This window comes from Streptomyces sp. NBC_00316 (assembly GCF_036158715.1).
GTDB lineage: Bacteria > Actinomycetota > Actinomycetes > Streptomycetales > Streptomycetaceae > Streptomyces.
On sequence record NZ_CP108023.1, the window covers coordinates 7,541,001 to 7,565,633 of the forward strand.

Below are 24,633 nucleotides of genomic sequence, written 5' to 3' on the forward strand. Positions count from 1 at the left end.
GCCTGCACAGGCGTCTGTGAAAAATGTACAGGACGTACAGACGGTTATGATGGGGACTATGGCCTACGAGATTCCGGTGACGCAAGCGCGAGCTGAGCTCGCCGAACTGATCAACCGCGTCGTCTACGGCGGTGAACGCGTCGTGGTGACGCGGCACGGCAAGCCGCTGGTGGCGCTCGTTTCGGCTGCTGACCTGGAACGACTCGAGAAGGGCGAGGCGGCCGCGGAGGAGCAGGTGATCAGCTCGGTCTCCTCGATGGGTACGGTCGCGTCCGCTCCGGGCGAACGACGGCGCTTCGGTATTGCGGCGGAACACCGGGGGCAGAGCGACCCGGGCGGCGGACGGCCGTGACGCCTGGGCGCCGCCGCGGGTGCCTCTCGGCGACGTCCCCGCGGACGCCCGTCGCCCGGTAACTCCGTCCCCGTGACGCGGAAGCCGCCGTGCATCCCCGTCCGCAGCGGGCCGGGGGGCGAGGGTGGGGCTCAGCCCGCCGGGGCCGCGGTCGCGGTGCCGAGTGCGGCGACTGCCGGCGCCGGCGCCCGACGCCGTGCGCCGACGAGTACAGCGGTCAGTCCGAGCGCCGCCCACAGGGCGAGCGTCAGCGCCGCGCCTCCCGCCGCCCTGCCGTCGAAGAACGCGACCGACCGCAGCAGCGACCCGCCCGCGCCCGGCGGCAGCAGCTGACCGATGGTGCCGACCGGCTCCGGCAGCAGCTCGGGTGCGCTGGTGACGCCGGAGAACGGGTTGCCCAGCAGCACCATCAGCAGGGCGCCGAGCCCGACTCCGGCCGGGCCGACCAGGGCGGCGAGTCCGGCCACGGTCGCGCCGACGGCCAGCACGGTGAGCCCGAGCGCCCCCGCCTCGGTCCACCAGTGGCCCGTGAGTACCCCGAGCCAGCTGTCCGTGACGGTCACGGCGGCGAGGCCCACAAGCGTCGCGACGCCGATCAGTGCGGTGGCGGCCCGGCCGCCGCGCAGCCCCAGCATCGTGACGGCGGATCCGGCGGCGACACCCGCGATCGCCAGCGGCAGGATGCTCGCGCCGAGCACGCTGCCGCGCGGATCCCCGGCCGGCGCAGCCACGACATCCGTGACCTGCATCCGGCTGCCCGCCGGGGCCCCGGCCGTGACGGCCTTGCCCAGCAACTGGGCCACCGTCGGACTTGCCGCGGACGCGGTCAGCAGCTGCAGGCCCTTCGGTGTCATCACCACCGCGCCGTATACGGCCCGGTCCTCGATGGCGGCACGGGCCGCGGCGCGTCGTCGTAACGATGGATCTCGAAGGCGTCGCCGTGCTCCTCGAGCTGCCGCTGGAGCCTGTCGGCGGCCGGTGCGGAGCCTGCGATGCCCACGGGGAGTTCGCGCGGCGCGATCCGGGCGGCGGGCCAGGTGAAGGCCCAGAGCGCAAGGGTCACCACCACGGGGACCAGGAGCACGACCGCCACCATGCGACGGTTCGGAGCGGCGGACATGGAAGGCCTCGATTCAAAAAGAAGGATCGTTCGTTTTATGAAGCGCACTGTCCCTGTCGGTGCTCGGGCTTGTCAAGAATGAATGTTCGTTTTACGTTGGATGTATGGCTCGCGTATCCCAGGCGCATCTCGACGCCCGACGGCGGCAGATTCTCGACGGCGCTGCGCGCTGTTTCGCCCGCAACGGCTTCCATGGCACCTCGATGCAGGACGTGCTCCAGGAGGTCGGGCTCTCCGCGGGTGCGGTCTACCGCTACTTCAGCGGCAAGGACGACCTGATCGCGGCCATCGCGGGGGAGGCGGTCGGCGGTGTCCGTCAGGCGTTCGAGGAGGCGGCCCGGGTCAGCCCGCCGCCCACCCCGGACGTGCTGATCGGGCGGGTGACGCGCACGTTGTTCGATGGTGACCGGGAACTGGACCGGCGCGCCTATGCCGGGCTGATCGTGCAGGTGTGGTCCGAGACCCTGCGCAGTGAGCGGCTTGCGGCCACGCTCAGCGAGGCGTACGGGGGCCTGAAAGCGGCCTGGGCCGAACTGGTCGAGGTGTACCGCGAGACCGGCGTGCTGTCCGCCGATGTGCCGTCCGACCATGTGGCGCGCACTCTGATCGCCACCGCCCAGGGCTTCATCGCCCAGTTGGCGATGTTCGGTGACGCCACGCCCGAGATGCTGGAGGACGGCCTGCGCGGCCTGATGTCCATGGACCTGCAGCCGATCAGTTAACGCGCCGGAAAAACTTCCGCCCTAACCTGCAATACCTTGCCGTGAGACACCGGTCTTGCGTTCAACGGTCTGTTGAGCGCGATGAAGGTCTCGCTACGCCCAGGACCGGTACCGGGCGGAGGACTGTGAGGTGGATGCGTTGCAACTGACCCCGCATGAGCAGGAACGCCTGCTCATCCATGTGGCCGCCGATGTGGCTGAGAGGCGCCGGGCGCGCGGACTCCGGCTCAACCATCCCGAGGCGGTCGCGCTGATCACCGCACATCTGCTGGAGGGCGCCCGGGACGGCCGAACGGTCTCCGAACTGATGGCGTCCGGACGCAAGGTGCTCACCCGCGACGACGTCATGGACGGGATTCCCGAGATGATCCACGACGTCCAGGTCGAAGCCACCTTCCCGGACGGCACCAAGCTCGTCACCGTCCATGACCCGATCGTCTGACGGGCGGCGCCGATGATCCCCGGAGAGATCCTTTACGCGGACGGGCCCGTGCCGCTCAACGTGGGCCGCACCGTCACCCGCCTCACCGTCCTCAACGCCGCCGACCGTCCCGTCCAGGTGGGCTCGCACTACCACTTCGCCGAGGCCAACCCGGGCCTCGAGTTCGACCGTGCGGCCGCCCGCGGCCTGCGGCTGAACATCGCCGCGGGGACCGCGGTCCGCTTCGAGCCCGGCATCCCCGTCGACATCGAACTCGTGCCCCTCGCCGGACGGCGCATCGTCCCGGGCCTGCGCGGCGAGACCGGAGGCGCTCTCGATGGCTGAGCTCCACCGCGCCGTGTACGCGGACCTGTTCGGGCCCACCACCGGCGACCGGATCCGGCTCGCCGACACCGATCTGCTCGTCGAGATCGAGGAAGACCGCTCCGGCGGCCCCGGACTCGCCGGTGACGAGGCCGTGTTCGGCGGCGGCAAGGTGATCCGCGAGTCGATGGGCCAGGCGCGCACCACCCGCGCCGAAGGAGCCCCCGACACGGTCATCACCGGCGCCGTCGTCATCGACCACTGGGGCATCGTCAAGGCGGACATCGGCATCCGCGACGGCCGCATCGCCGGGATCGGCAAGGCAGGGAACCCGGACACGATGGACGGTGTCCACCCCGGTCTCGTGATCGGCCCGGAGACCGAAATCATCGCGGGCAACGGCAAGTTCCTCACCGCCGGTGCCATCGACGCGCACGTCCACTTCATCTCGCCGACCCTTGTCGACCAGGCCCTCTCCGCGGGTGTCACCACGCTCGTCGGCGGCGGCACCGGACCGGCCGAGGGCACCAAGGCGACCACGGTCACCCCGGGCGCCTGGCACCTTGCCCGGATGTTCGAGTCGCTGGAGAGCTACCCCGTCAACATCGGACTTCTCGGCAAGGGAAACACGATGTCCGGCGAGGCCATGCGGGCCCAACTGCGCGGCGGCGCCCTCGGGTTCAAGATCCATGAGGACTGGGGGGCCACCCCGGCCGTCATCGATGCCTGTCTGAACGTGTGCGAGGAGAGCGGCGCGCAGCTCGCCATCCACACGGACACCCTCAACGAGGCCGGTTTCGTCGCCGACACCCTCGCCGCGATCGCCGGGCGCTCCATCCACGCGTACCACACCGAAGGCGCCGGCGGCGGGCACGCCCCGGACATCATCACCGTGGTCTCCGAGCCGTACGTCCTGCCCAGCTCCACCAACCCGACCCGGCCGTACACCGTCAACACCATCGAGGAACACCTCGACATGCTGATGGTCTGTCACCACCTCAACCCGGCCGTGCCGGAGGACCTGGCGTTCGCGGAATCACGGATCCGGCCGTCCACCATCGCGGCCGAGGACGTGCTCCACGACCTCGGGGCGATCTCCATCATCTCCTCCGACTCCCAGGCGATGGGCCGCATCGGCGAGGTCGTCCTGCGCACTTGGCAGACCGCCCATGTGATGAAGAAGCGCCGTGGCCCGCTGCCCGGCGACGGCCGGGCCGACAACCACCGGGTGCGTCGCTATGTCGCCAAATACACCATCAACCCGGCGGTCGCCCAGGGCCTCGACCGGGAGATCGGCTCCGTCGAGACCGGCAAGCTCGCCGATCTGGTGCTGTGGGACCCGGCGTTCTTCGGCGTGAAGCCGCAGACCGTCATCAAGGGCGGCCAGATCGCGTACGCACAGATGGGCGACGCCAACGCGTCCATCCCCACCCCGCAGCCGGTGATGCCCCGGCCGATGTTCGGTGCATTCGGCCGGGCGCCGGCCGCCAACTCGTTCAACTTCGTGGCGAACGCCGCCATCGAGGACGGGCTGCCGGAACGCCTCGGGCTCGGCAAGCGGTTCGTGCCGATCACCAGCACCCGAGGGGTCACCAAGGCGGACATGCGGGAGAACGACGCGCTGCCACGCGTCCAGGTCGACCCCGACAGCTTCGCCGTGACCATCGACGGCGAACCCGTCGAGCCCGCACCTGCGGCCGAACTCCCCATGGCCCAGCGTTACTTCCTCTTCTGAGGACGGAAAGAACATGACGCGCGCAGCTCTCCTCGTCCTCGCCGACGGCCGGTTCCCCGCCGGAGGTCACGCCCACTCCGGTGGCGCCGAACCGGCCGTCGAGGCGGGACGCATCCGTGACGCCGACGATCTGGCCGCCTTCTGCCGGGGCCGGCTGCACACCACCGGACTCACCTCCGCGGCGCTCGCCGCGGCAGCCGCCCACGGTCTCGACCCGCTCGCACTCGACGAGGCCGCCGACGCCCGCACCCCGTCGCCCGCCCTGCGCACGGCAGCGCGCAAACTCGGCCGACAGCTCATGCGGGCCGCCCGCGCCACCTGGCCGAGCCCCGAACTCGCCGCGCTCGCCGAGGCCCGGCCGCGCGGCGCCCACCAGCCCGTCGTGCTCGGCCTCACCGCACGCGCGGCGGGCCTCGGGCCCGAGGACGCCGCGTACTGCGTGGCGTACGAGACGGTCAGTGGGCCGGCCACCGCGGCGGTCCGGCTGCTCTCCCTGAACCCCTTCGACGCCACCGCCGTCCTCGCCCGCCTCGCACCCGAACTCGACCGGGTCGCCGAACAGGCTGCCGCCGCCGTGCACCATGGCATCGACGCGTTGCCCGCAGCCTCGGCACCGCTGCTCGACATCACCGCCGAGGCGCACGCTGCCTGGCCGGTCCGTCTGTTCGCCTCGTAGCACCGATCGCACCGCACCCTTCAGGAGCCGCACCGCATGCACCTCGACCACTCTCACGACGGACCCGCCGCTGTCGGCGCCGACGCCGCACGCCCCGACGGCACCCGCCGCGCCCTGCGCATAGGGCTCGGTGGACCGGTCGGCTCCGGCAAGACCGCGACCGTGGCAGCGCTCTGCCGCGCGCTGCGCGATCAGCTGTCCATCGCCGTCGTCACCAACGACATCTACACCCGTGAGGACGCCGCCTTCCTGCTGCGCAACGCCGTACTGCCGCCCGAGCGCATCCAGGCCGTCGAGACCGGCGCCTGTCCGCACACCGCCATCCGCGACGACATCTCCGCCAACCTCGAAGCCGTCGAGGACCTGGAGGACGCCGTCGGTCCCCTCGACCTGATCCTCGTCGAGTCCGGCGGTGACAACCTCACCGCCACCTTCTCCAAGGGCCTGGTGGACGCCCAGATCTTCGTCATCGACGTGGCGGGCGGCGACGACATCCCGCGCAAGGGCGGCCCCGGCGTGACGACCTCGGACCTCCTCGTGATCAACAAGACGGACCTCGCCCCGTATGTCGGCTCCGACCTGGACCGGATGGCACGGGACGCCGCCGACCGGCGTGGCGGACTTCCCGTCGCCTTCACCTCCCTCACCTCCGGCGACGGCGTCAAGCCGGTCGCGGACTGGGTGCGGGCGCAGCTCGCCGCCTGGACCGCATGAGCGTCCAGGCGACCGCCCGGATCACCGCCGTCGCCGACGGCCGGGGCGCCACGGTCCTTCCCGTGCTCGAGAGCGACGGGCCGCTGGCTCTGAGGCGGACGAGGGCCGCCCTCGCGGCGTGCGCCCGGGTCACCGTCGTCGGCGCGATGAGCGCACCACTGGGCGGGGACCGGCTCGCCATCGCGGCACGCGTCGAGGAAGGCGCCCGGCTCACCGTCGACTCCGCAGCGGCGACCGTGGCGCTGCCCGGTCCCGGACCGGGCGTCCAATGCGCCACATACGACATCGAGTTGGAGGTGGGAGAAGGAGCGGAACTCAACTGGCTTCCGGAGCAGCTCATTTCGGCGCACCGCAGTGAGCTGCGCGTGAACACCCGGGTCGAACTCGCCCCGACCGCACGACTGGTGCTGCGCGAGGAACAGATCCTCGGCCGCCATGGTGAGACGACCGGGACTCTCATCAGCCGCCTGACCGTCCGCCGCGCCGGCCGCCCGCTCCTGGATCAGCAAGTCGCATACGGGCCGGGGGCACCCGGCGGCTGGGACGGCGGCGCCGTGCTCGGCGGACATCGGGCGGTCGGGCAACTCCTCGTCGTGGACCCGGCATTCGACGAGAAATGTCCCGCCGCACGGCTGCTGGGACCGACCGCCGTGCGCACGCCGCTCGCCGGTCCGGCGGTACTGGTGACCGCGGTGGCCCCGGACGCACGGGTGCTGCGCACCGTTCTGGACGGCGCGCTGGACGAGGTGCTGGGCGCCTGACGCCGGTGCGCACCGCTCAGCGGGACACGGGTGTCCGGTTATCGATTCGGTAAAGAAGTGGGTGTACAGCCTGTTCTCAGGAACCCCACAGACGACAGGATCCGCGGGAGGCTCCAATGTGAAGTGCGCTGCTCTCTGTGGCGCTTCGGACAATGGGGGAGGTTCCACTTGAGACGCACAGCAGTGCTCGGCTCGGCCGGCACTCTGATTGCGGGCACGCTCATAGCGAGCGCGATCGCCGCACCGGCGGCCACGGCCGACGGCCGTCACCACAGCGGTTCGGAGGCGCGCGGCGTCCAGATCGCCGCCGTACGGGCGGCCCACGCCGGTATCGACTGGAAGGACTGCCCGGCCGACTGGGCCCTGGCCACGCCGATTCAGTGCGGCTGGGTCACCGTGCCGCTCGACTACGCCAAGCCCGACGGCAAGCAGATCAAGCTCGCCGTCGACCGGCACGTCAGCACCGGCACGACGGACGAGCGGCAGGGCGCACTGATTTATAACCCGGGGGGTCCCGGCGGCTCCGGGCTGCGCTTCCCCACCCGGATCACCAACAAGAACCCGCTCTGGACGAAGACCGCGAAGGCGTACGACTTCGTCGGCTTCGACCCCCGCGGCGTCGGCCACTCGGCGCCGATCTCCTGCGTCGACCCGCAGGAGTTCGTCAAGGCCCCGAAGGCCGACCCGGTGCCCGACAGCGAGGCCGACAAGCGCGCCCAGCGCAAGCTCGCCGCCGAGTACGCGGACGGCTGCGCCGAGCGGAGCGGCGACATGCTGCCGCACATGACCACGCCGAACACGGCACGCGACCTGGACGTCATCCGCGCCGCGCTCGGTGAGAAGAAGCTCAACTACCTGGGCGTCTCCTACGGCACCTACCTGGGAGCGGTCTACGGCACGCTGTTCCCGGACCACGTCCGGCGCATGGTCGTCGACAGCGTGGTCAACCCGGCGAAGGACAACATCTGGTACCAGGCCAACCTGAACCAGGACATCGCCTTCCAGAAGCGCTGGGACGACTGGGAGGCCTGGGTCGCCAAGAACGACGCGGCCTTCCACATCGGTTCCACGCCGGCCCAGGTCGAGCAGGAGTGGCTCAAGCTCCGTGCCTCGGCCAAGAAGAGCCCGATCGGCGGCGTCGTCGGACCCGCCGAGCTCATCGGCTTCTTCCAGAACACGCCGTACTACGACTCCACCTGGGTTCTCGTCGCCCGGACCTGGAGCGACTACCGGGCGGGCGACACCCAGGCGATGGTCGACGCCGCAGGCCCCGACATGTCGGACCTCGCGGGGAACGCCTCCTCGGAGAACGGCAACGCCGTGTACACGGCCGTCGAGTGCGCGGACGCCAAGTGGCCCACCAGTTGGCAGAAGTGGGACCGCGACAACACCCGGCTGCACAAGGACTACCCGTTCATGACCTGGGCCAACGCCTGGATGAACCTGCCCTGTGCGACCTGGTCGGCCAAGCAGCAGACCCCGCTGGAGGTCAAGACCGGCAAGGGCCTGCCGCCGGTCCTGATCGTGCAGTCCACGCGTGACGCCGCCACCCCGTACGAGGGCGCCGTCGAGCTGCACAAGCGCTTCAAGGGATCGCGTCTGATCACCGAGAAGGACGCCGGTTCGCACGGTGTCACGGGCCTGGTCAACCCCTGCATCAACGAGCGGGTGGACACCTACCTGCTCACCGGGCTGACCGACCGGCAGGACGTGACGTGCACCCCGCACGCCACGCCCACGCCGTAGCGGGCTGAGTGACCTGGACGGGCGGCCGGACGAGCACCACCGGCCGCCCGTCCTCACGTACGGGCCCCTCTCACCTGCCGAGGTCGTACTGCTCCAGCCAGGCGTCCTCCGCCGCATAGTCGAACAGGCCCTCGCCGTACACCCGCAGCATGGCCGGGAAGGCGTCGCGCCAGTCCCGGCCGTCCAACTGCCCGGCCAGCCACTCGACAGTCTCCGGCAGCGACTCCGCGTACCCCGTCACCGGCCGGTAGCCGAGCTCCTTCCCGGCAGCCGTCATGTCGTACACGACGGGATGGGCGATGGTCCACGGCGTCTCGCCGACCTCGCCCCTCGGAGGCGCGCCCTCCACCAGTACCGTCTCCGTCTCCCTGCCGAGCACCTCGTCGATCGCCGACGCGATCTCCGCGACCGTGGGTGCCTGCGGATCGGCCGCGTTCAGCACCCGCGACCCGGGCTGCCGTGCGGCGAGCCGGATCAGCTCGGCCACATTGGACACATGGACCGGATGGAAGCGGCCGGTGCCGTTGTACGCCAGCACTCGCCGCGTGCGCCCGTCCAGCAGCCGCTTCACGAAGTACAGCTCGCGCGGCGTACGGCAGTACGGGCCGTGGATCGCACCGGCCCGCAGCAGCGTCACCGGCAGCGTGTCGCCTACAGCGAGCAGCTCCCGCTCCAGCCGGACCTTCCTCGTTGAGTACGTGGCATCCCCGGGTGCCACCGTGCGCTGGGTCTCCGCGATCGGCACCGGATACTGCGGGGCGCCGTCGGGCTCGTTCTGGGTGTCGAAGCCGCGGCCGCGAGCGTCCTCGTACACCGCGCCGCTGGAGATCACGACGGCCGATCCGATCCGGTCGGCGAGCCCGGCAAGCTGCCGGGCGTGCTGCTCGCCGTATGCCACCATGTCGACCAGGACGTCACAGCCGTCGCCCAGCGCCGCGGCCAGTGCCCCCTCGTCGTCCCGGTCGAGGGCCGTCGTCCGTACCCCGTCGGCCCATCGCTCGTCGCGGCCACCGCCGCGCGAGACCGCGGTCACCTCCCAGCCGTCCTCCGTGAGCGCGCGCACCGCGGCCCGCCCGATCTGTCCCGTGGCCCCGAGTACCCATGCCTGTCCGTTGCTCATGGGAGGAACGCTAGGCGGTGCCGCGCCGGTTGGGCATGAGGGTTCGCCGATCGCGGATTCGCGGTCAGCGTCGCAGTCTCGGGAACTTCTTCGTCTGGGCGGCCTGTGCGGCTTTCACCTTGACGGCGTACTCGTCGACGTACTCCTGACCGGAGAGCCCGAGGATCGCGTACATGATCTCGTCGGTGACCGCCCGGATCGCCGCCTTCTGATCCCCCATGCCGGCGTAGCGGGAGAAGTCCAGCGGCTCACCGAAGCGGATGGTGACCTGCTTGATGCGCGGGACGACCTTGCCAGGAGGCTGGATCTCGAACGTACCGACCATGGCGCACGGCACCACCGGCACCTGCGCCTTGATCGCCATCACCGCGACACCGACCTTGCCCTTGTAGAGCCGGCCGTCGTGCGAACGGGTCCCCTCCGGATAGATCCCGAGCAGTTCGCCCTTGCTCAGCACGCCGAGCCCTTCATCGATCGCGGCCTGCCCCGCGTTCTTGCCGGACCTGTCCACCGGGATCTGTCCGGCGCTGCGGAAGAACGCGGCGGTCAGCTTCCCCTTCAGCCCGGGACCCGTGAAGTACTCCGCCTTGGCGAGAAAGGTGATGCGCCGTCGGATGATCGCGGGCATCAGGAAATGGTCGGAGAACGACAGATGGTTACCGGCGACGATCGCCGCGCCCTCCTCCGGAATGTGCTCCAGTCCCTCGATCCTGGGCCGGAACAGCAATCGCAGCAGCGGCCCCAGAATGACGTATTTGAGCACGTAGTAGAACACGGCGTCTCTCCACTCTCTACCGGATCGGCTCTGGGAACGGGTGTTCAGGACGGAGGTGATCGATCGTAGCCCGACCATTCGCCGAGGGCGCCGCCGAGGACCCAGGCGGCCGTCGTGAGGGGCGGGGTACGGGCGATGGCCCGGCCATGCCGGTTCGCCCTGAATGGCAGCTGGACCGCCTCTGGGATCTCAGGCCCGGTGTCAGCTTCTGCTGCCGCTGCCTGCGCTGTTCCGCGCTGTCTCACCGTGGCCGCCCGGACCGTGTCTCACGAGCGAGGCCGGGACCCGAACCGGTGCAATTCTTCAGCAGTTGCTCGTTGAACCGCGTCAGTCCGCTGTGCGCTGCTGTGTGGGGGCTCGGAGTTCCTGGGTGGCGGCCCAGGAGGCGAGCAGGAGCAAGCCCTCTTCGGAAGGCGACCCGGGTTCGGCGGCGTAGATGGTCAAGGTCAGACCGGGTTCGGCGGCCATCTCCAACCCTTCGTAGGCGAGCGTGAGTTCGCCGACGGCCTGGTGGTGGAAGCGTTTGGTGCCGGTGCCGTGATGGCGAACATTGTGGGCGCCCCAGCGGGTGCGGAACTCGTCGCTGCGCGTGGACAGCTCGCCGACCAGGTCGTGGAGGTCCTTGTCGTGGGGATTGCGGCCGGCTTCGGTGCGCAGGATGGCGACAGCGACGTCGGCAGCCTGCTCCCAGTCGGGGTAGAAGCGGCGCGAGGCAGGGTCGAGGAAGTTGAAGCGCGCGAGGTTCGCCTGGTTGGACGGGCAGGCGTAGACGTCGCTGTAGAAGGCGCGGGCGAGTTGGTTGGCGGCGAGCAGGTCCATGCGGCCGTTGCGAACGAATGCGGGCCCTGCGGTGATGGCGTCGAGGGTCCATTGCAGGCTGCGGTGCGGGGCCCACTGGCGGGTGGTGCGGCGCCGAGGCCGGGTAAGGGCGTCGGAGCCGTCGGCGGCCTGAGCCAGATGGAGTAGGTGGGCGCGTTCGGCGTCGTCGAGCTGGAGGGCACGGGCGACGGCTTCCAGTACGGCCGGGGAGACGCCGGCGAGGGTGCCGCGCTCCAGCTTGGCGTAATACTCCACGCTCATGTCGGCCAGGGCGGCGACCTCGCTCCTGCGCAGGCCCGGCACACGGCGCCGGCTGCCGGAAGGCACGCCCGCCTGCTCGGGGGTGATCTTGGCTCGCCGCGAGGTCAGGAACTCGCGGACCTCTTCACGGTTGTCCACACCCCCGACGGTACGTCCCGTTCGCCGCGGAAGGGGTGTACTGCCGGTACACCCCTTGACGGTGACTCGCTGCGCGCGCGTGGAGCGGGTTACCTGGATGACGTGGTGCTTCTTCGGCCGTGCACGAAGGCCGGAGGGAAGCCCCGCACCCGGCCTGCGGGCGGCGGATCGCCGTCCGGGACCGGGTCCGCATCTGCACGCGGCGCCCGTCGGCGCACCCCGGCGGCGCGCTCCACGGCACGCAAAGGAATCCCTCTCATGCGCGGAGCAGTGATCCACGCCCCCAGCGACGTCCGCTTCGAGACCCTGGACGACCCGAAGATCCTCGACCCCACCGACGCGATCATCCGCACGGCTGTGACCTGTGTGTGCGGCTCGGACCTGTGGCCCTACCGCGGTCTCGAGCCGATCGGTGATCCGCACCCGATGGGGCACGAGTACGTCGGCCTCGTCGAGGAGGTCGGTGCCGAGGTCACCTCCGTCAAGCCCGGCCAGTTCGTGATCGGCTCTTTCGCGACCTCGGACAACACATGTGCGAACTGCCGCAACGGCTTCCAGTCCAGCTGTCTGCACCGTGAGTTCATGAGCACCTGCCAGGCCGACTACGTCCGCATCCCCCACGCGCAGGGCACTCTGGTCGCCACCGACGGGACGCCGGACGAGGAGCTGTGGCCCAGCCTGCTGGCCGTCTCCGACGTCATGGGCACCGGCTGGTGGGCCGCCGAAGCCGCCGGAGTGAAGCCCGGCGCGACCGCCGTGGTGGTCGGCGACGGCGCAGTCGGCCTGTGCGCAGTGATCGCCGCGAAGGAGATGGGCGCGGAGCGCATCATCGCCATGTCCCGCCACGAGAGCCGGCAGAAGCTCGCCCGCGAGTTCGGCGCCACCGACATCGTCACCGAGCGCGGCGAGGAGGGCGTGGCCCGGATCAAGGACCTCACCGCCGGCATCGGTGCCGACAGCGTGCTGGAATGCGTCGGTACCGGCGAGGCCATGCAGCAGGCCCTCCACTCGGCCCGCCCCGGCGGGAACGTCGGCTTCGTCGGCGTCCCCCACGACGTCTCCATCGACGGCCAGGAACTGTTCTTCTCCCATGTCGGCCTGCGCGGCGGCCCTGCCCCCGTGCGCCGCTACCTGCCCGACCTCATCGAGCTCGTCCAGTCGGGCCGCATCGACCCGGGCAAGGTCTTCGACCTCACCCTGCCTCTGGACCAGGTCGCCGAGGGCTACAAGGCCATGGACGAGCGCCGCGCCATCAAGGCCCTCCTCAAGCCCTGACCTGCGTAGCCCGTATTCCTGCCCGGGGCGGGGCCGCACTCCCCGCCCCGGGCCTCGCACAGCGTCGTGATCGGTTGGAGGACTCACCATGACCACCTATGCGCTCGTCGGTGCCGGACCCGGCCTGGGGCTGGCCTCTGCCCGCCGCTTCGGCGCCGCCGGGCACACCGTCGCCCTGCTCTCCCGCAGTGCCGGGCACCTCGACGACCTCGTCGCCGGCCTGGACGGCGACGGCATCCAGGCCCGCGGCTACACCGCCGACGTCCTGGACCCCGCTTCCCTCACCATTGCCCTGCGGACCGCCGCCGACGAACTGGGAACGGTGGAGGTCCTCCAGTTCAGCCCGGTGCCCCGCGCCGACTTCATGAAGCCGGTCCTGGACACCACCCCCACCGATCTGGACGATCCGCTGGCGTTCTCGATCAAAGGCCCTGTCACCTGCGTGAACGCGGTCCTGCCCGGCATGCGCGCCCTGGGGCGGGGCACGCTGCTGTTCGTCAACGGCGGCAGCGCGGTGCGCCCGCATCCCGAGCGGGCCGGCACGTCGATCGCCTTCGCGGGCGAGAGCGCGTACGCGCACATGCTCCACGACGCCCTTGCGGCGGAGAACATCCACATCGCCCAGCTGATCGTCCCGGGCGCCATCCGCCCCGACGCCGAGCACTCCAGCCCCTCCGTGCTGGCTGAGCGCCTGTACGCCCTGCACACCGACCGGGACGGCTTCAGGCACTACGCCGAGCCGATGCCCGACTGAACCCGGAGACGGCGCCCTGTCCCGCACCGCGCTGCGCCGTCGGCGCGGTCCGCGGCCGTGCTGCTGCTGTCCGTCACAGCGTGTACCGCAGCGAACAGCTGCCCTACCACCTGGCCGTGGCGCTGGAGAACGGCCTGAGTGTCGAGGAACTGTCCGAAGCCATCACCCACCTGGCCTTCTACGCCGGCTGGCCCAACGCCATGACCGCGATCAACCAGCTCAAGAAGATCACTGACGAACGCGACGCCTGACACCGGCCGTCCCCTCGCCGGCACCCCGCACCCCGCACCCCGCACTCGCGACTGCACGAAGGAACAACTGACGTGGAACACATCACCGCCACTCCCACCGCCAAGGCCCCGGCCGAGCGCTTCTCCGGCGATGTCTACCTCAACATGATCGAGACGCCCACCGAACCCGCCCGCCTTGCCTCGGCACTGGTCCGCTTCACCCCCGGCGCCCGCACCAACTGGCACTCCCACGCCAACGGCCAGACCCTCTACATCACCGACGGCATCGGCCTGGTCGGCACCCGCGACGGCAACGTCGTACGCGTCTGCGCCGGCCAGACCGTCAAGTGCCCGCCCGGGGAAGAGCACTGGCACGGCGCCACCGACACCACCCTCATGGCGCACATCGCCATGGTCGTCGGCGACGCCGATGGCGACGGCACCACCTGGCTGGAACCCGTCACCGACGAGCACTACAGCGCATCCTGCACCTCCGCCGGCCGCTGAGCCCCGCCGACAGGGCCACCTCGACGAATGCCTGACCACCGCCGTCACTCGGTCGGCACGGAGGTGTCCGAGGCCATGGCGACCGCTCACTTCCTCCGTGGTGGTGTTCAGGGCGCGTGCGAGCTGAGCGACGGAAAGGTCGCCGCCGGGTGCGACCTGACGCAGCTGAGCGGCACTGACGCTGATTCGTCGAGGCGCCGCCGAGAGGCCGACCGCCAACGGCTTCCACACCCTCGGTGTGCTGGCTGCCCTGCCAGGCCGTCATGGGGATGCCCCACCTCGACGGTCAGCCTGACGGCCGGAGCGGGCGTGCGCGCCACCGAGGTTGTTGACCAGGGCGTCGATCCTGCCGTGCCGGTCCGCGGCAGCCTGGATCAGCAGGCCGGCTCCGTCGGCGCCGGCCAGATCGACGGGGACGAACGCGACGTCGTACTTCTCCTGCAGCGCGGCGATCTCAGGGGTTTCCGTACGGCTGCCGACGACGACGCGGGCGCCCTCGCGGGCGAATGCCTCGGCGATGGCAAGGCCGATGCCCTTGCTCGCACCGGTGACAACGGCGACCTTGTCCGTGAGGTTCAGATCCATCGACATGCACTCCTACGTCGGCGACTTGCCACGTCAAATCCCATTGAATCGGGCATATCGATTGAGTATTGCGCCGGGATCACCGTGAGTGCCGTGCGCCACGAGGCCTATGCCGGAGATCCCCGCGTACCCACGCGAGAGAAGCCCGTGAGGCCGGCGCTTCGCGTCATCGTCCGGCGGGACTCAGCCCAGGGCCCGGTCGAGGTTGAACGCGGCGCTGATGAGTGCCAGGTGGGTGAAGGCCTGGGGGAAGTTGCCCATCTGCTCGCCGGTGCGGCCGATCTCCTCGGCGAACAGCCCGAGGTGATTGGCATAGGTGAGCATCTTCTCGAAAGCGAGCCGGGCCTCGTCCACGCGGCCGGCGCGCGAGAGCGCCTCGACGTACCAGAACGAACAGATCGAGAATGTGCCCTCCTCGCCCCGCAGTCCGTCCGGGCTGGCGTGGGGGTCGTAACGGTAGACCAGGGAGTCCGACACCAGTCCCTCGCCCAGCACGTCCAGAGTGGAGAGCCATTTCGGGTCCGTCGGAGAGATGAACTTGGCCAGCGGCATCATGAGGACCGCGGCGTCGAGGACGTCTTCGCCCTCGTGCTGGACGAATGCCTTCCGCTCGGTGGACCAGCCGCGCTGCATGATCCGCCGGTAGATCGTGTCGCGGGCGTGGGACCAGCGGAGCATGTCCGCGGGCAGCCCGCGATGGGTGGCGATCCGCATCGCCCGTTCGATCGCGACCCAGCACATCAGCTGCGAGTACAGGAAATTCTGGATCTTGCCACGCGTCTCCCAGATGCCCTCGTCCGGCTGGTCCCAGTTGTCACAGACCCAGTCGACCAGACTGCCGACGGTGTCCCAGTGCTCGCTGGACAGCGGCTGGCCCCATTTGTCGTAGAGATACAGCGAGTCGATGAGGGCCCCGTAGATGTCCAGTTGGAGCTGGTTGACGGCGTTGTTGCCGATCCGGACAGGTGCCGAGCCCAGGTGGCCTTCCAGATGGGACAGCTCCTCCTCGGGAAGTTCGCTGCGGCCGTCGATGCCGTACATGATCTGCAGGGGGCCGCTGGCGGTCTCCTTGAGGCAGATCCTCTCGGACAGGAAGCGTACGAAGGCCTCGGCCTCGTCGGTGAAGCCCAGCCTGAGCAGTGCATAGATGCAGAACGCGGCGTCCCTCACCCACACGTACCGGTAGTCCCAGTTGCGCTCGCCGCCGATCTGTTCGGGCAGGCTGGTCGTGGGAGCGGCGACGATGGCACCGGTCGGCACGTACGTGAGGAGCTTGAGGGTGAGCGCGGAGCGGTGCACCATCTCCCGCCAGCGCCCCCGGTACCGGGACTGGGACAGCCATGTGCGCCAGTACCGGACCGTGGCGCCGAAGAGCGCCTCCGCCTCCAGGACCGCACAGCCCCGGGGCTCCACCCCGTCGCCGATCCGGTCGAGCGCGAAGACCGCGGCCTTGCCCTCGTCCAGCGTGAAAGAGGCCGTGGCGTCGGGACCGTCGATGTCGACCGGAACACTGGACGTCAGCGCGAGCGAGAGTTCCGGGGAGTCGAAGACGGTCTGGCCCTGCTGCTTGCTCACCGTATGCGTGCGCCGGCCGTAGTCGAACCGGGGGGCCACGCGCGCGGTGAACGGCATCGACCCTCGCACACAGAGCACCCGCCTGATCAGACGGTGGCGGTCCGCCTCGCGCGAGTCGTCGACGATCGGCATGAAGTCCTGGACCTCGCCGACACCGTCGTCCGCGAAGAACCGGGTGATCAAGATGTTGGTGTCGGGGAAGTAGAACTGCTTCGTCCGGGCGGGCACATCCGGGGAGAGCTCGAAGGCACCGCCGCGGTCGGCGTCCAGGATCGCCGCGAAGACGCTGGGCGCGTCGAATCGTGAGCAGCAGTACCAGTCGATGGTGCCGTTCGTGCCGACGAGCGCGGCCGTGCGAAGGTCGCCGATCAGGCCGTGCTCAGCGATGGGCATGTAGCGCGGCGCGTCGGCCCTGCAGGGCCGGAGGCTTTCACCTGTGGCCATCTGACCTCCCCCGTTCTCGGGAGCGGGACCATTGGATTCAGGCTACCTCCGAGCGCTTGCAGGCAGCGACCGCACCGGCCGCCCCGTACCTTCGCGGGTCGGACCGCCGACGCCACAAGGAGCGCCGGCTTCCTGCATGGGCGACATCGAGACGGACGAGGAGCGGGCACGGCCCCTGCTGCGTGAGCAGATCCGGCCCCGCGGGACCGGGCCTGCGTCGGCTGGTGCGCAGGCCGGGTCCGCTCGGTCGTGTGCCGCCGGACGGCAGGGGGCCGCCGGCGGAGTACTCGGGACGGCGGCTGACGTGCTCGCATGTCAACCGCCCGCGGAGGCGACCCGCGCCGTGTGCTGCAGGCCTGCTCTCAGTCGCCCCGGCCGGGGCGCCGCTCAGGTGTCGCGCGTGGCAGCCATTCCCACGGTGAGCAGCCCGAGGACCACCCAGCCGAACCAGAGCCAGCCGTTGCTCCCCAGCGCCACCGTGTAGGCGGTGACCACCACCAGGGCTCCGACGGTGAGTATCCCCATCGTCTTCGTGGATCCGGACATGCGCGCACCCTCCTCGTCGGCCGCGCGGCCGTGGACCCCATCGTCACCCGGAAGGGGTGTCCACCGCTACTGTCCGCGCGCCTGCAACGATGCGAGATAGGCGTTGTACGCCTTCAGCTCCTGGTCGCCGTCCCGGTCGGCGGCGCGGTCCGCGCGCTTCGCCGTCCGCTGCTCGGACCGGTACCACTGGAAGACCAGTGCGATCAGCACCAGTACCGAAGGGATCTCGCTGAAGGCCCAGGCGATGCCGCCCGCCCAGTTCTGGTCGCTCAGTGCGTCGATGCCGAGCGAGGCCGGCGGGTGCTTGTACGTCTCCACCATCGGCGAGGTCGCCATCATCAGGGCGATGCCGAAGAAGGCGTGGAACGGCATTCCCGCGAACAGCTCCAGCATCCGCATCACATAGCCGGGCCGGTGCGGTCCCGGGTCGACGCCCATGATCGGCCAGAAGAAGACCAGACCGACCGCGAGGAAGTGCACCATCATCGCGAGGTGCCCGGTCTTCGAGCCCATCAGGAAGTCGAACAGCGGGGTGAAGTACAGCGCGTACAGGCTGGCGATGAAGAGCGGGATGGTGAACACCGGATGCGTGATGATCTTCATGTACCGGCTGTGCAGCAGCATGAGCAGCAGCTCGCGCGGGCCCTTGCGGCCACGGCCCGCGACGGGCAGGGCGCGCAGCGCCAGGGTCACCGGTGCGCCCAGCAGCAGCAGGATCGGCGACAGCATGCTGATCACCATGTGCTGGACCATGTGCACGCTGAACATGACCATGCCGTAGTCGTTGAGCCTGGTGCACATGACCAGGGCGATGGTCAGTACGCCGATGACGAAGAAGACCGTCCGGCCGACCGGCCAGCCGTCGCCGCGTCTGCGCAGCCGCAGCACGCCGTACCCGTACAGGCCGATCGCGAGGACACAGCCGATCAGGAAGAACGGGTCCGCGGAGAAGACGAGCCCACGTCCCAGCGTGAACGGCGGCAGATCCGTGGTCATGCCGTGCCCGCTGTGATCCATCTGTTCACTCCCGATGGGGACGTCCCCGTTTCGTGCCGGTTGTCCCGACCAGAGTAGAACTGCCCCCGGCCGCAGCTGCGGCCGGGGGCAGTCGTCACGTACCGGTGTCGCTCAGAGCACGCACTCCGCTTCGGCGTACCGCTCGGCCGGGACCGTCTTCAGCGTCTCCACGGCCTGTGACAGCGGCACCATCGTGATGTCCGTGCCTCGCAGCGCCGTCATCATGCCGAACTCGCTGCGGTGCGCGGCCTCGACCGCGTGCCAGCCGAAGCGGGTCGCCAGGACCCTGTCGTACGCCGTCGGCGTGCCACCGCGCTGCACATGGCCGAGTATCACCGGGCGGGCTTCCTTGCCCAGGCGCTGCTCCAGCTCGACCGAGAGCTGTGTGGCCACTCCGGTGAAGCGCTCGTGCCCGTAGACGTCCGTGGCGCCGGCCTCGAACTCCATGGAGCCGGCGCGCGGCTTGGCGCCTTCGGCGACCACGACGATGGCGAACTTCTTGCCCGCCGAGAAACGCTTGCCGACCAGCTCGGTCAGCTCGTCCATGTCGAAGGGGCGCTCCGGCACGACGATGGCGTGTGCGCCGGCCGCCATGCCCGAGTGCAGGGCGATCCATCCGGTGTGGCGGCCCATGACCTCGACGATGAGCACCCGCTGGTGCGATTCGGCGGTGGTCTTCAGGCGGTCGAGGGCCTCGGTGGCGACACCGACCGCGGTGTCGAAGCCGAACGTCACATCGGTCGACGCGATGTCGTTGTCGATGGTCTTCGGTACGCCGACGATCGGCAGCCCCGCTTCGGAGAGCAGATTGGCCGCCTTCAACGTGCCCTCTCCGCCGATCGGGATGATCGCGTCGAGACCGAGATCGGCGACATGGCTCCTGGCCTGCTCGACGCCGCCCCGCAGATGCGCGGGCTGGACCCGGGAGGAGCCGAGGATCGTACCGCCACGCGCGAGGATGCCACCGACCGCGTCGAGGTCGAGCTTGCGGTAGTCGCACTCCAGGAGGCCCCGCCACCCGTCGTGGAAGCCGATGACCTCGTCGCCGTGGTCGACCACCGCGCGGTGCACGACGGAGCGGATGACGGCGTTGAGGCCGGGGCAGTCGCCGCCGGAGGTGAGCACACCAATTCGCATTGCCCGGGAAACCTTTGCAACGTGGGCCGACGACCGGACTGCGTCGTCCGGCTGGATCCCCGCCACCCTACCGGCGCAGGGTGGCGGGACCGAACCAGGCGTCCGCCTGGTGGACTCCGCTCAAGTGAGCGAAGAGCACGTCAGGCGGGCTGGGTTGCCGAAGCGATGCGCTCGGCGCGCAGCGCCTCGTACCAGCGGTCGTCCGTCGGGGGCAGGGCGTTGACGTCGAGAGCCAGCTTCAGCAGCAGGTCCGCGATCATCGGGTTACGGGCCATCACCGGCCCGTGCATGTACGTACCGAAGACCGTGTCGTTGTACGCGCCCTCGGTGCCGTCACCCGTGCCGTTGCCCCGGCCGAGCTGGACCCGGGCGAACGGCCGTGCCGTCGGGCCCAGATGGGTGATGCCCTGGTGGTTCTCGAAACCGGTCAGCTGCGGCAGGCCCAGCTGAGGGTCGATGTCGGCCAGTACGTCACCCACGCAGCGGGCACCCTCGCCACGCGTGGAGACCACGTCGAGCAGCCCGAGGCCGGCCTCGCGCTCGCCGAGATCGTTGATGAACTCATGGCCGAGGATCTGGTAGCCGGCGCAGACCGAGAAGATGATCGCGCCGTTGGACGCGGCCCGGCTGAGACCGCCGTCGCGGCGCAGCCGCTCCGCGGCGAGCCGCTGCGGCCGGTCCTCACCGCCGCCGATCAGATAGATGTCGCCGGACGTCGGGACCGGCTGGTCACTGCGCACGTCGACGCGCTGCACGTCGAGACCGCGCTGCCGCGCCCGCCGCTCCACCACCAGCGCGTTGCCCTGGTCGCCGTAGGTGCTCAGCAGGTCGGGGTAGACCCAGACCAGACGCAGACCGTTGTTGCTCATGCTTCGTCCTCTCCGGAGGTGGCCCGGGCCGGGGTCAGTTGCCGACACGGCGGCGCAGATCCTGGAAGGCGGTGTAGTTGGCGATGACCTCGATGCGGCCGGGCGGGGCCTGCTGCACGGCCTCGTCGAGGCTCGCACAGACCCGGAAGTCGAGTCCGGCCACTTCGAGGCGGACCGCGAGATCCAGCTTGCGGTCGCCGAGCACGAAGATCGGGTGGCCGGCCAGCTGGGTGTAGTCGACGTCCCACAGCCACGACGTGTCCGTGCCGTCCGCGCCACGGGCGTTGACGGAGAGGATCACCGGCGTGGGCGGCGGGTCGATCAGGGAGAACGTCTCGAGCCAGCCCGCCGGGTTCTTCGCCAGCAGGAGCCGCAGCTCACGGCCGAGGAAGGTGACCACGTCGTAGCGGCCCGCCACGGCCTGCACCTGGTACATGCGCTCCAGTGCGACCTGCGGCGGCACGCCGAAGACGGCGGCGACGGCCGCCGAGGTGGTGGCGTTCGCCTTGTTCGCCCGGCCGGGCAGCTGGAGGTGGATCGGCCAGGCCGAACCGTGCGGGTCCAGGACGTAGTCGCCGTGCAGCACCCAGCTCGGCGCGGGGCGGCGGAAACCGCACTCGCCGCAGAACCAGTCGTCGCCGGGGCGCTGCATCACACCACCGCAGGACGGACAGGACCAGGCGTCGTCCTTCCATGCCTGACCGGCCGCGACCCACACGACATTGGTGGAGGAGGACGCCGCCCAGACGATCAGCGGGTCGTCGGCGTTGGCGACGACCACGGCCTTGGAGCCGGACAGCCCCTCACGCCACTTCTCGGCCAGCATCCGGGTCTCCGCCGCACGGTCCAGCTGGTCGCGCGAGAGGTTGAGCAGCGCGATCACCTTGGGCGTCGTGTCCCGCGCGACGCCGGCGAGGTACTTCTCGTCGACCTCGATCACGCCGTACCTCGCGTCCGAGCCACCGGCCAGCGCCGAGGTGATGCCCGCGGGCATGTTGGCGCCCAGTGCGTTGGACACGACCGGACCCGCCGCCCGCAATGCTTCGGCGATCAGCCGGGTCGTCGTCGTCTTGCCGTTCGTCGCCGACACGAGGATCACGTCCAGGTGCTGCGCCAGCCGCCCCAGCAGGTCGGGGTCGAGCTTGAGCGCCACCCGGCCGCCGATCACCGATCCGCTGCCGCGCCCCGCAGCGCGCGACACCGCCGCAGCGGCCTTGCCCGCCGTCACCGCCAGCTTGGCCCGCGGCGACAACGGCTCCGTGTTGCCTGCCATCGTCCTAGATCCTCCTTGCATCGGTCCGCGCCCAGCCTATCGATGTCCGGAGCGGCGGCCGCACCGCGGCACCACCGGGAAGGTGGAGGTCACGTGGAACGTACGCTTACGGCCATGCGAAACCGCCCGATCCCCGGCAGTTCCGGACTCGTCCGCGCCCTGAGTCTGCTCGGCGACCCCGTGCTGCACAGCGCCTGCGAGGACGTCACCGACTTCGGGCCCTCGCTCGGCAGGCTCGTCGAGGACATGTTCGCCACGATGTACGCCGCGCAGGGGGTGGGGCTCGCCGCCAACCAGATCGGAGTCCCGCTGCGGGTGTTCGTCTACGACTGTCCGGACGACGACGACGTCCGCCACCTCGGACATCTCATCAATCCGAAACTGGTCGAGGCGGACGGCATCACCGTGCGCGGCCCGGAGGGCTGTCTGTCGCTGCCAGGTCTCGAGGCGGGCACCCCGCGCTTCGACCATGCGGTGGTGGAGGGGATGACTCTCGAGGGGGAGCCGGTGAGGATCGACGGCACCGGCTGGTTCGCACGCTGCCTGCAGCACGAGTGCGACCATCTCGAAGGCTCCGTCTACACCGACCGGCTGACCGGGCTGCGCCGGGCGCGGGCGCTGCGCGCGGCCCGCCGGGCGCCGTGGGGGCGTACGGACTGACCGCCGCGTGCGGTCAGAAGCCGGGGCCGCCCGGCCGGTCGTCGACGGCGGCCAGCCTGCCCCACAGCAGATCGGCCAGGCTACGCACCAACTGGGCGCGTGAGCAGGGGCGTTCGCCCAGCCACCAGTCGCCCGCCGCATGCATCATGCCGACGATGCCATGGCCCCAGATGCGGGCCATCTCCTCGCTGTCCGGGCCCAGGTCCACCCGCTCGGCGATCACCAGGGCGAGCTCCTCGCCGAGCCGGCGCAGCAGCGGGGCCGAGTGCCGTCCGACGTCGAAACCCTGCTCGGGGGAGGGGGCCGCGTCGTCGGACGGGTGCATCAGGAAGCGGTAGACCTGCGGGCGGGCCTCGATCGCCGCGAGATAGGTGTCGAGCGTCGCTTCGACCCGCCGGCGGCGCTCCGCGGGGGCGTCCAGCGCGGCCCGCAGTGCGCTCAGCAGGGCGTCGGTGTGGCGCTTGGCGAGCGCGCGGTAGAGGCCGCCCTTGTCGCCGAAGTGCCGGTACAGAATGGGCTTGGTGATCCCGGCCTCTGCGGCGATGGCGTTCATCGAGGCCTTCGGCCCGTCCCTGAGTACCACGCGGTCGGCGGCCTCGAGCAGCTCCCGGCGGCGCTGTTCGGCCGCGGTCCGCTGTCGCTCGGCCTGTCGTGTGGTCTCCATGTCGCTCTCTCCCCACCCCTGGCCGTGCTCGTGGCCATGCAAGTCCGTCATGCCTGCGCAACGTAACACCCTGCCCTGCGGTGGTGCTGATCGGAGCGGATCGGTTGACAGAGGCTACTAGTCGGTAACAGACTGCTGTTACCGCAAGTAACGACTTGTTTTTGCTGCAGTGCATGGAGGGGAACATGGCCGAGTTCACGCTCGATCTCAACGACGACCAGAAGCAGGTCCGTGACTGGCTTCACGGGTTTGCCGCGGATGTCATCCGCCCGGCCGCCTCGGAGTGGGACGAGCGTGAGGAAACGCCCTGGCCCGTCATCCAGGAGGCGGCCAAGATCGGAATCTACTCCCTCGACTTCTACGCCCAGCAGTTCTTCGACCCGACCGGGCTCGGGATCCCGATGGCGATGGAGGAGCTCTTCTGGGGCGACGCCGGCATCGCCCTGTCGATCGTCGGTACGGGCCTGGCGGCCGTCGGCGTCCTCGCCAACGGCACCGAGGAGCAGATCGGCACCTGGATTCCGCAGATGTACGGCGATGCGACCGATGTGAAGGTCGCCGCCTTCTGCTCGTCCGAGCCGGACGCGGGCTCGGACGTCGCCTCGATGCGCACGCGTGCGGTGTACGACCAGGCCAAGGACGAGTGGGTGCTCAACGGCACCAAGACCTGGGCGACCAACGGTGGCATCGCCAATGTCCATGTCGTCGTCGCCGTGGTCGACGCGGAGCTCGGCTCCAAGGGGCACGCCTCCTTCATCGTGCCGCCGAACACCCCCGGCCTCTCGCAGGGGCAGAAGTTCAAGAAGCACGGCATCCGGGCCTCGCACACGGCGGAGGTCGTCCTGGAGGACGTCCGGGTCCCCGGCCACTGCCTGCTCGGCGGCAAGGAGAAGCTGGACCAGCGCCTGGCGCGGGCCCGCGAGCGTGCCCGGTCCGGCGGCGAGCGCGTGAAGAACGCGGCGATGGCCACGTTCGAGGCGTCCCGCCCGGCGGTCGGCGCCATGGCGGTCGGCACCGCCCGGGCGGCGTACGAGGTGGCGCTCGACTACGCCAGGACGCGTACCCAGTTCGGACGGCCGATCATCGACAACCAGGGTGTCGCGTTTCAGCTCGCGGACATGCGCACGCAGATCGACGCGGCCCGGCTGCTGGTCTGGCGTGCTTCCTGGATGGCGACCACCGGCAAGCCGTTCGAGTCCGCCGAGGGCTCCATGTCCAAGCTGTACGCCAGCGAGACGGCGAAGAAGGTCACCGCGCAGGCGATCCAGATCCTCGGCGGCAACGGCTTCACCCGTGAGTACCCGGTGGAGCGGATGCACCGGGACGCGGCGATCTACACCATCTTCGAGGGCACGAGCGAGATCCAGCGGCTGGTGATCGCCCGCACGCTCTCGGGCATGCCGATCCGCTAGT

General features: G+C 70.2%; 25 protein-coding genes and 2 pseudogenes. 15 read left to right on the forward strand and 12 right to left on the reverse strand.

Annotated features, from left to right (window positions below; genetic code table 11):
- Positions 1–58: 58 nt before the first annotated feature.
- The gene (locus OG878_RS33640; protein ID WP_328890258.1) at positions 59–352 is read left to right on the forward strand and encodes a type II toxin-antitoxin system Phd/YefM family antitoxin; all 294 of its coding nucleotides are present in this window, start codon (positions 59–61) and stop codon (positions 350–352) included.
- A 131-nt stretch (positions 353–483) separates the two neighbouring features.
- Here OG878_RS33640 and OG878_RS33645 read toward each other — a convergent pair.
- Positions 484–1,472, reverse strand: a pseudogene (locus OG878_RS33645) (ABC transporter permease).
- Positions 1,473–1,576: 104 nt separating this feature from the next.
- On the opposite strand from OG878_RS33645, the gene OG878_RS33650 reads away from it, so the two are divergent.
- From OG878_RS33650 to OG878_RS33685, 8 genes are all read left to right on the forward strand, one after another.
- Positions 1,577–2,194, forward strand: coding sequence for a TetR/AcrR family transcriptional regulator (locus OG878_RS33650; protein ID WP_328890259.1), 618 nt, complete (start codon positions 1,577–1,579; stop codon positions 2,192–2,194).
- 139 nt (positions 2,195–2,333) lie between these two features.
- Positions 2,334–2,636, forward strand: a complete 303-nt coding sequence (locus OG878_RS33655) for an urease subunit gamma (protein WP_199919267.1) — start codon at positions 2,334–2,336, stop codon at positions 2,634–2,636.
- A 12-nt stretch (positions 2,637–2,648) separates the two neighbouring features.
- Entirely contained in the window at positions 2,649–2,960 is a 312-nt protein-coding gene (locus OG878_RS33660; RefSeq protein ID WP_328890260.1) for an urease subunit beta, read from the forward strand.
- The gene (locus tag OG878_RS33665) at positions 2,953–4,674 is read left to right on the forward strand and encodes an urease subunit alpha (protein WP_328890261.1); all 1,722 of its coding nucleotides are present in this window, start codon (positions 2,953–2,955) and stop codon (positions 4,672–4,674) included. The genes OG878_RS33660 and OG878_RS33665 overlap by 8 nt, the downstream gene beginning before the upstream one ends.
- A gap of 13 nt (positions 4,675–4,687) precedes the next feature.
- Positions 4,688–5,350, forward strand: a complete 663-nt coding sequence (locus OG878_RS33670) for an urease accessory protein UreF (protein ID WP_328890262.1) — start codon at positions 4,688–4,690, stop codon at positions 5,348–5,350.
- A 36-nt stretch (positions 5,351–5,386) separates the two neighbouring features.
- On the forward strand, positions 5,387–6,064 hold the full coding sequence (ureG, locus tag OG878_RS33675; RefSeq protein ID WP_328890263.1) for an urease accessory protein UreG: 678 nt from the start codon (positions 5,387–5,389) through the stop codon (positions 6,062–6,064).
- Positions 6,061–6,825, forward strand: a complete 765-nt coding sequence (locus OG878_RS33680; protein ID WP_328890264.1) for an urease accessory protein UreD — start codon at positions 6,061–6,063, stop codon at positions 6,823–6,825. Before ureG ends, OG878_RS33680 begins: the two co-directional genes overlap by 4 nt.
- A gap of 168 nt (positions 6,826–6,993) precedes the next feature.
- A complete protein-coding gene (locus OG878_RS33685) occupies positions 6,994–8,571 on the forward strand; it encodes an alpha/beta hydrolase (protein ID WP_328890265.1) in 1,578 nt (525 codons plus the stop codon).
- 70 nt (positions 8,572–8,641) lie between these two features.
- Here OG878_RS33685 and OG878_RS33690 read toward each other — a convergent pair whose 3' ends face one another.
- From OG878_RS33690 to OG878_RS33700, 3 genes are all read right to left on the reverse strand, one after another.
- On the reverse strand, positions 8,642–9,691 hold the full coding sequence (locus tag OG878_RS33690; protein ID WP_328890266.1) for an NAD-dependent epimerase/dehydratase family protein: 1,050 nt from the start codon (positions 9,689–9,691) through the stop codon (positions 8,642–8,644).
- 64 nt (positions 9,692–9,755) lie between these two features.
- A complete protein-coding gene (locus tag OG878_RS33695) occupies positions 9,756–10,466 on the reverse strand; it encodes a lysophospholipid acyltransferase family protein (protein ID WP_328890267.1) in 711 nt (236 codons plus the stop codon).
- A 327-nt stretch (positions 10,467–10,793) separates the two neighbouring features.
- On the reverse strand, positions 10,794–11,684 hold the full coding sequence (locus OG878_RS33700) for a helix-turn-helix transcriptional regulator (protein ID WP_328890268.1): 891 nt from the start codon (positions 11,682–11,684) through the stop codon (positions 10,794–10,796).
- A 258-nt stretch (positions 11,685–11,942) separates the two neighbouring features.
- Here OG878_RS33700 and OG878_RS33705 point away from each other — a divergent pair, with 258 nt between their 5' ends.
- From OG878_RS33705 to OG878_RS33720, 4 genes and pseudogenes are all read left to right on the forward strand, one after another.
- Entirely contained in the window at positions 11,943–12,959 is a 1,017-nt protein-coding gene (locus OG878_RS33705) for a zinc-dependent alcohol dehydrogenase family protein (RefSeq protein ID WP_328890269.1), read from the forward strand.
- Between the two features lie 88 nt (positions 12,960–13,047).
- Positions 13,048–13,713 (forward strand): SDR family oxidoreductase, encoded by a 666-nt coding sequence (locus OG878_RS33710; RefSeq protein ID WP_328890270.1) that lies wholly within the window; start codon positions 13,048–13,050, stop codon positions 13,711–13,713.
- Between the two features lie 77 nt (positions 13,714–13,790).
- Positions 13,791–13,964 (forward strand): annotated as a pseudogene (locus OG878_RS33715) (carboxymuconolactone decarboxylase family protein); the annotation flags it as partial.
- A gap of 72 nt (positions 13,965–14,036) precedes the next feature.
- A complete protein-coding gene (locus tag OG878_RS33720; RefSeq protein WP_328890271.1) occupies positions 14,037–14,450 on the forward strand; it encodes a (R)-mandelonitrile lyase in 414 nt (137 codons plus the stop codon).
- A gap of 261 nt (positions 14,451–14,711) precedes the next feature.
- Here OG878_RS33720 and OG878_RS33725 read toward each other — a convergent pair whose 3' ends face one another.
- The 7 genes from OG878_RS33725 to OG878_RS33755 all read right to left on the reverse strand — a co-directional run bounded on the left by OG878_RS33725 (position 14,712) and on the right by OG878_RS33755 (position 21,896).
- Positions 14,712–15,035 carry an SDR family NAD(P)-dependent oxidoreductase gene (locus OG878_RS33725; protein WP_328890272.1) on the reverse strand — a complete coding sequence of 108 codons (324 nt, stop codon included), beginning with the start codon at positions 15,033–15,035 and terminating at the stop codon, positions 14,712–14,714.
- A 183-nt stretch (positions 15,036–15,218) separates the two neighbouring features.
- Positions 15,219–17,054, reverse strand: coding sequence for a glycoside hydrolase family 15 protein (locus OG878_RS33730; RefSeq protein WP_328890273.1), 1,836 nt, complete (start codon positions 17,052–17,054; stop codon positions 15,219–15,221).
- A gap of 387 nt (positions 17,055–17,441) precedes the next feature.
- The gene (locus tag OG878_RS33735) at positions 17,442–17,600 is read right to left on the reverse strand and encodes a hypothetical protein (protein WP_328890274.1); all 159 of its coding nucleotides are present in this window, start codon (positions 17,598–17,600) and stop codon (positions 17,442–17,444) included.
- A 66-nt stretch (positions 17,601–17,666) separates the two neighbouring features.
- On the reverse strand, positions 17,667–18,617 hold the full coding sequence (locus OG878_RS33740; RefSeq protein ID WP_328890275.1) for a cytochrome c oxidase assembly protein: 951 nt from the start codon (positions 18,615–18,617) through the stop codon (positions 17,667–17,669).
- Between the two features lie 111 nt (positions 18,618–18,728).
- Complete coding sequence (locus OG878_RS33745; RefSeq protein ID WP_277324907.1) at positions 18,729–19,754, reverse strand: 6-phosphofructokinase; 1,026 nt, start codon at positions 19,752–19,754, stop codon at positions 18,729–18,731.
- A 140-nt stretch (positions 19,755–19,894) separates the two neighbouring features.
- Complete coding sequence (locus OG878_RS33750; RefSeq protein WP_328890276.1) at positions 19,895–20,623, reverse strand: type 1 glutamine amidotransferase; 729 nt, start codon at positions 20,621–20,623, stop codon at positions 19,895–19,897.
- A gap of 34 nt (positions 20,624–20,657) precedes the next feature.
- Complete coding sequence (locus OG878_RS33755; protein ID WP_328890277.1) at positions 20,658–21,896, reverse strand: Mur ligase family protein; 1,239 nt, start codon at positions 21,894–21,896, stop codon at positions 20,658–20,660.
- Positions 21,897–22,010: 114 nt separating this feature from the next.
- On the opposite strand from OG878_RS33755, the gene def reads away from it, so the two are divergent.
- The gene (gene def, locus OG878_RS33760; RefSeq protein ID WP_328890278.1) at positions 22,011–22,556 is read left to right on the forward strand and encodes a peptide deformylase; all 546 of its coding nucleotides are present in this window, start codon (positions 22,011–22,013) and stop codon (positions 22,554–22,556) included.
- A gap of 13 nt (positions 22,557–22,569) precedes the next feature.
- Here the strand turns inward: def and OG878_RS33765 are convergent, their stop codons facing one another.
- Positions 22,570–23,220 carry a TetR family transcriptional regulator gene (locus tag OG878_RS33765; protein WP_328891470.1) on the reverse strand — a complete coding sequence of 217 codons (651 nt, stop codon included), beginning with the start codon at positions 23,218–23,220 and terminating at the stop codon, positions 22,570–22,572.
- 185 nt (positions 23,221–23,405) lie between these two features.
- Here OG878_RS33765 and OG878_RS33770 point away from each other — a divergent pair, with 185 nt between their 5' ends.
- The gene (locus OG878_RS33770) at positions 23,406–24,632 is read left to right on the forward strand and encodes an acyl-CoA dehydrogenase family protein (RefSeq protein WP_277324902.1); all 1,227 of its coding nucleotides are present in this window, start codon (positions 23,406–23,408) and stop codon (positions 24,630–24,632) included.
- Position 24,633: the final 1 nt, after the last annotated feature.

What these genes read in the sequence shown, in the direction of transcription:
- OG878_RS33640 (WP_328890258.1), top strand. Translation starts at nt 59, where the DNA reads ATGGCCTACGAGATTCCGGTGACGCAAGCGCGAGCTGAGCTCGCCGAA.
- OG878_RS33650 (WP_328890259.1), top strand. Translation starts at nt 1,577, where the DNA reads ATGGCTCGCGTATCCCAGGCGCATCTCGACGCCCGACGGCGGCAGATT.
- OG878_RS33660 (WP_328890260.1), top strand. Translation starts at nt 2,649, where the DNA reads ATGATCCCCGGAGAGATCCTTTACGCGGACGGGCCCGTGCCGCTCAAC.
- OG878_RS33665 (WP_328890261.1), top strand. Translation starts at nt 2,953, where the DNA reads ATGGCTGAGCTCCACCGCGCCGTGTACGCGGACCTGTTCGGGCCCACC.
- OG878_RS33670 (WP_328890262.1), top strand. Translation starts at nt 4,688, where the DNA reads ATGACGCGCGCAGCTCTCCTCGTCCTCGCCGACGGCCGGTTCCCCGCC.
- ureG (WP_328890263.1), top strand. Translation starts at nt 5,387, where the DNA reads ATGCACCTCGACCACTCTCACGACGGACCCGCCGCTGTCGGCGCCGAC.
- OG878_RS33680 (WP_328890264.1), top strand. Translation starts at nt 6,061, where the DNA reads ATGAGCGTCCAGGCGACCGCCCGGATCACCGCCGTCGCCGACGGCCGG.
- OG878_RS33690 (WP_328890266.1), bottom strand. Translation starts at nt 9,691, where the DNA reads ATGAGCAACGGACAGGCATGGGTACTCGGGGCCACGGGACAGATCGGG.
- OG878_RS33705 (WP_328890269.1), top strand. Translation starts at nt 11,943, where the DNA reads ATGCGCGGAGCAGTGATCCACGCCCCCAGCGACGTCCGCTTCGAGACC.
- OG878_RS33710 (WP_328890270.1), top strand. Translation starts at nt 13,048, where the DNA reads ATGACCACCTATGCGCTCGTCGGTGCCGGACCCGGCCTGGGGCTGGCC.
- OG878_RS33725 (WP_328890272.1), bottom strand. Translation starts at nt 15,035, where the DNA reads ATGGATCTGAACCTCACGGACAAGGTCGCCGTTGTCACCGGTGCGAGC.
- OG878_RS33730 (WP_328890273.1), bottom strand. Translation starts at nt 17,054, where the DNA reads ATGGCCACAGGTGAAAGCCTCCGGCCCTGCAGGGCCGACGCGCCGCGC.
- OG878_RS33735 (WP_328890274.1), bottom strand. Translation starts at nt 17,600, where the DNA reads ATGTCCGGATCCACGAAGACGATGGGGATACTCACCGTCGGAGCCCTG.
- OG878_RS33740 (WP_328890275.1), bottom strand. Translation starts at nt 18,617, where the DNA reads ATGGATCACAGCGGGCACGGCATGACCACGGATCTGCCGCCGTTCACG.
- OG878_RS33745 (WP_277324907.1), bottom strand. Translation starts at nt 19,754, where the DNA reads ATGCGAATTGGTGTGCTCACCTCCGGCGGCGACTGCCCCGGCCTCAAC.
- OG878_RS33750 (WP_328890276.1), bottom strand. Translation starts at nt 20,623, where the DNA reads ATGAGCAACAACGGTCTGCGTCTGGTCTGGGTCTACCCCGACCTGCTG.
- OG878_RS33755 (WP_328890277.1), bottom strand. Translation starts at nt 21,896, where the DNA reads ATGGCAGGCAACACGGAGCCGTTGTCGCCGCGGGCCAAGCTGGCGGTG.
- def (WP_328890278.1), top strand. Translation starts at nt 22,011, where the DNA reads ATGCGAAACCGCCCGATCCCCGGCAGTTCCGGACTCGTCCGCGCCCTG.
- OG878_RS33765 (WP_328891470.1), bottom strand. Translation starts at nt 23,220, where the DNA reads ATGGAGACCACACGACAGGCCGAGCGACAGCGGACCGCGGCCGAACAG.
- OG878_RS33770 (WP_277324902.1), top strand. Translation starts at nt 23,406, where the DNA reads ATGGCCGAGTTCACGCTCGATCTCAACGACGACCAGAAGCAGGTCCGT.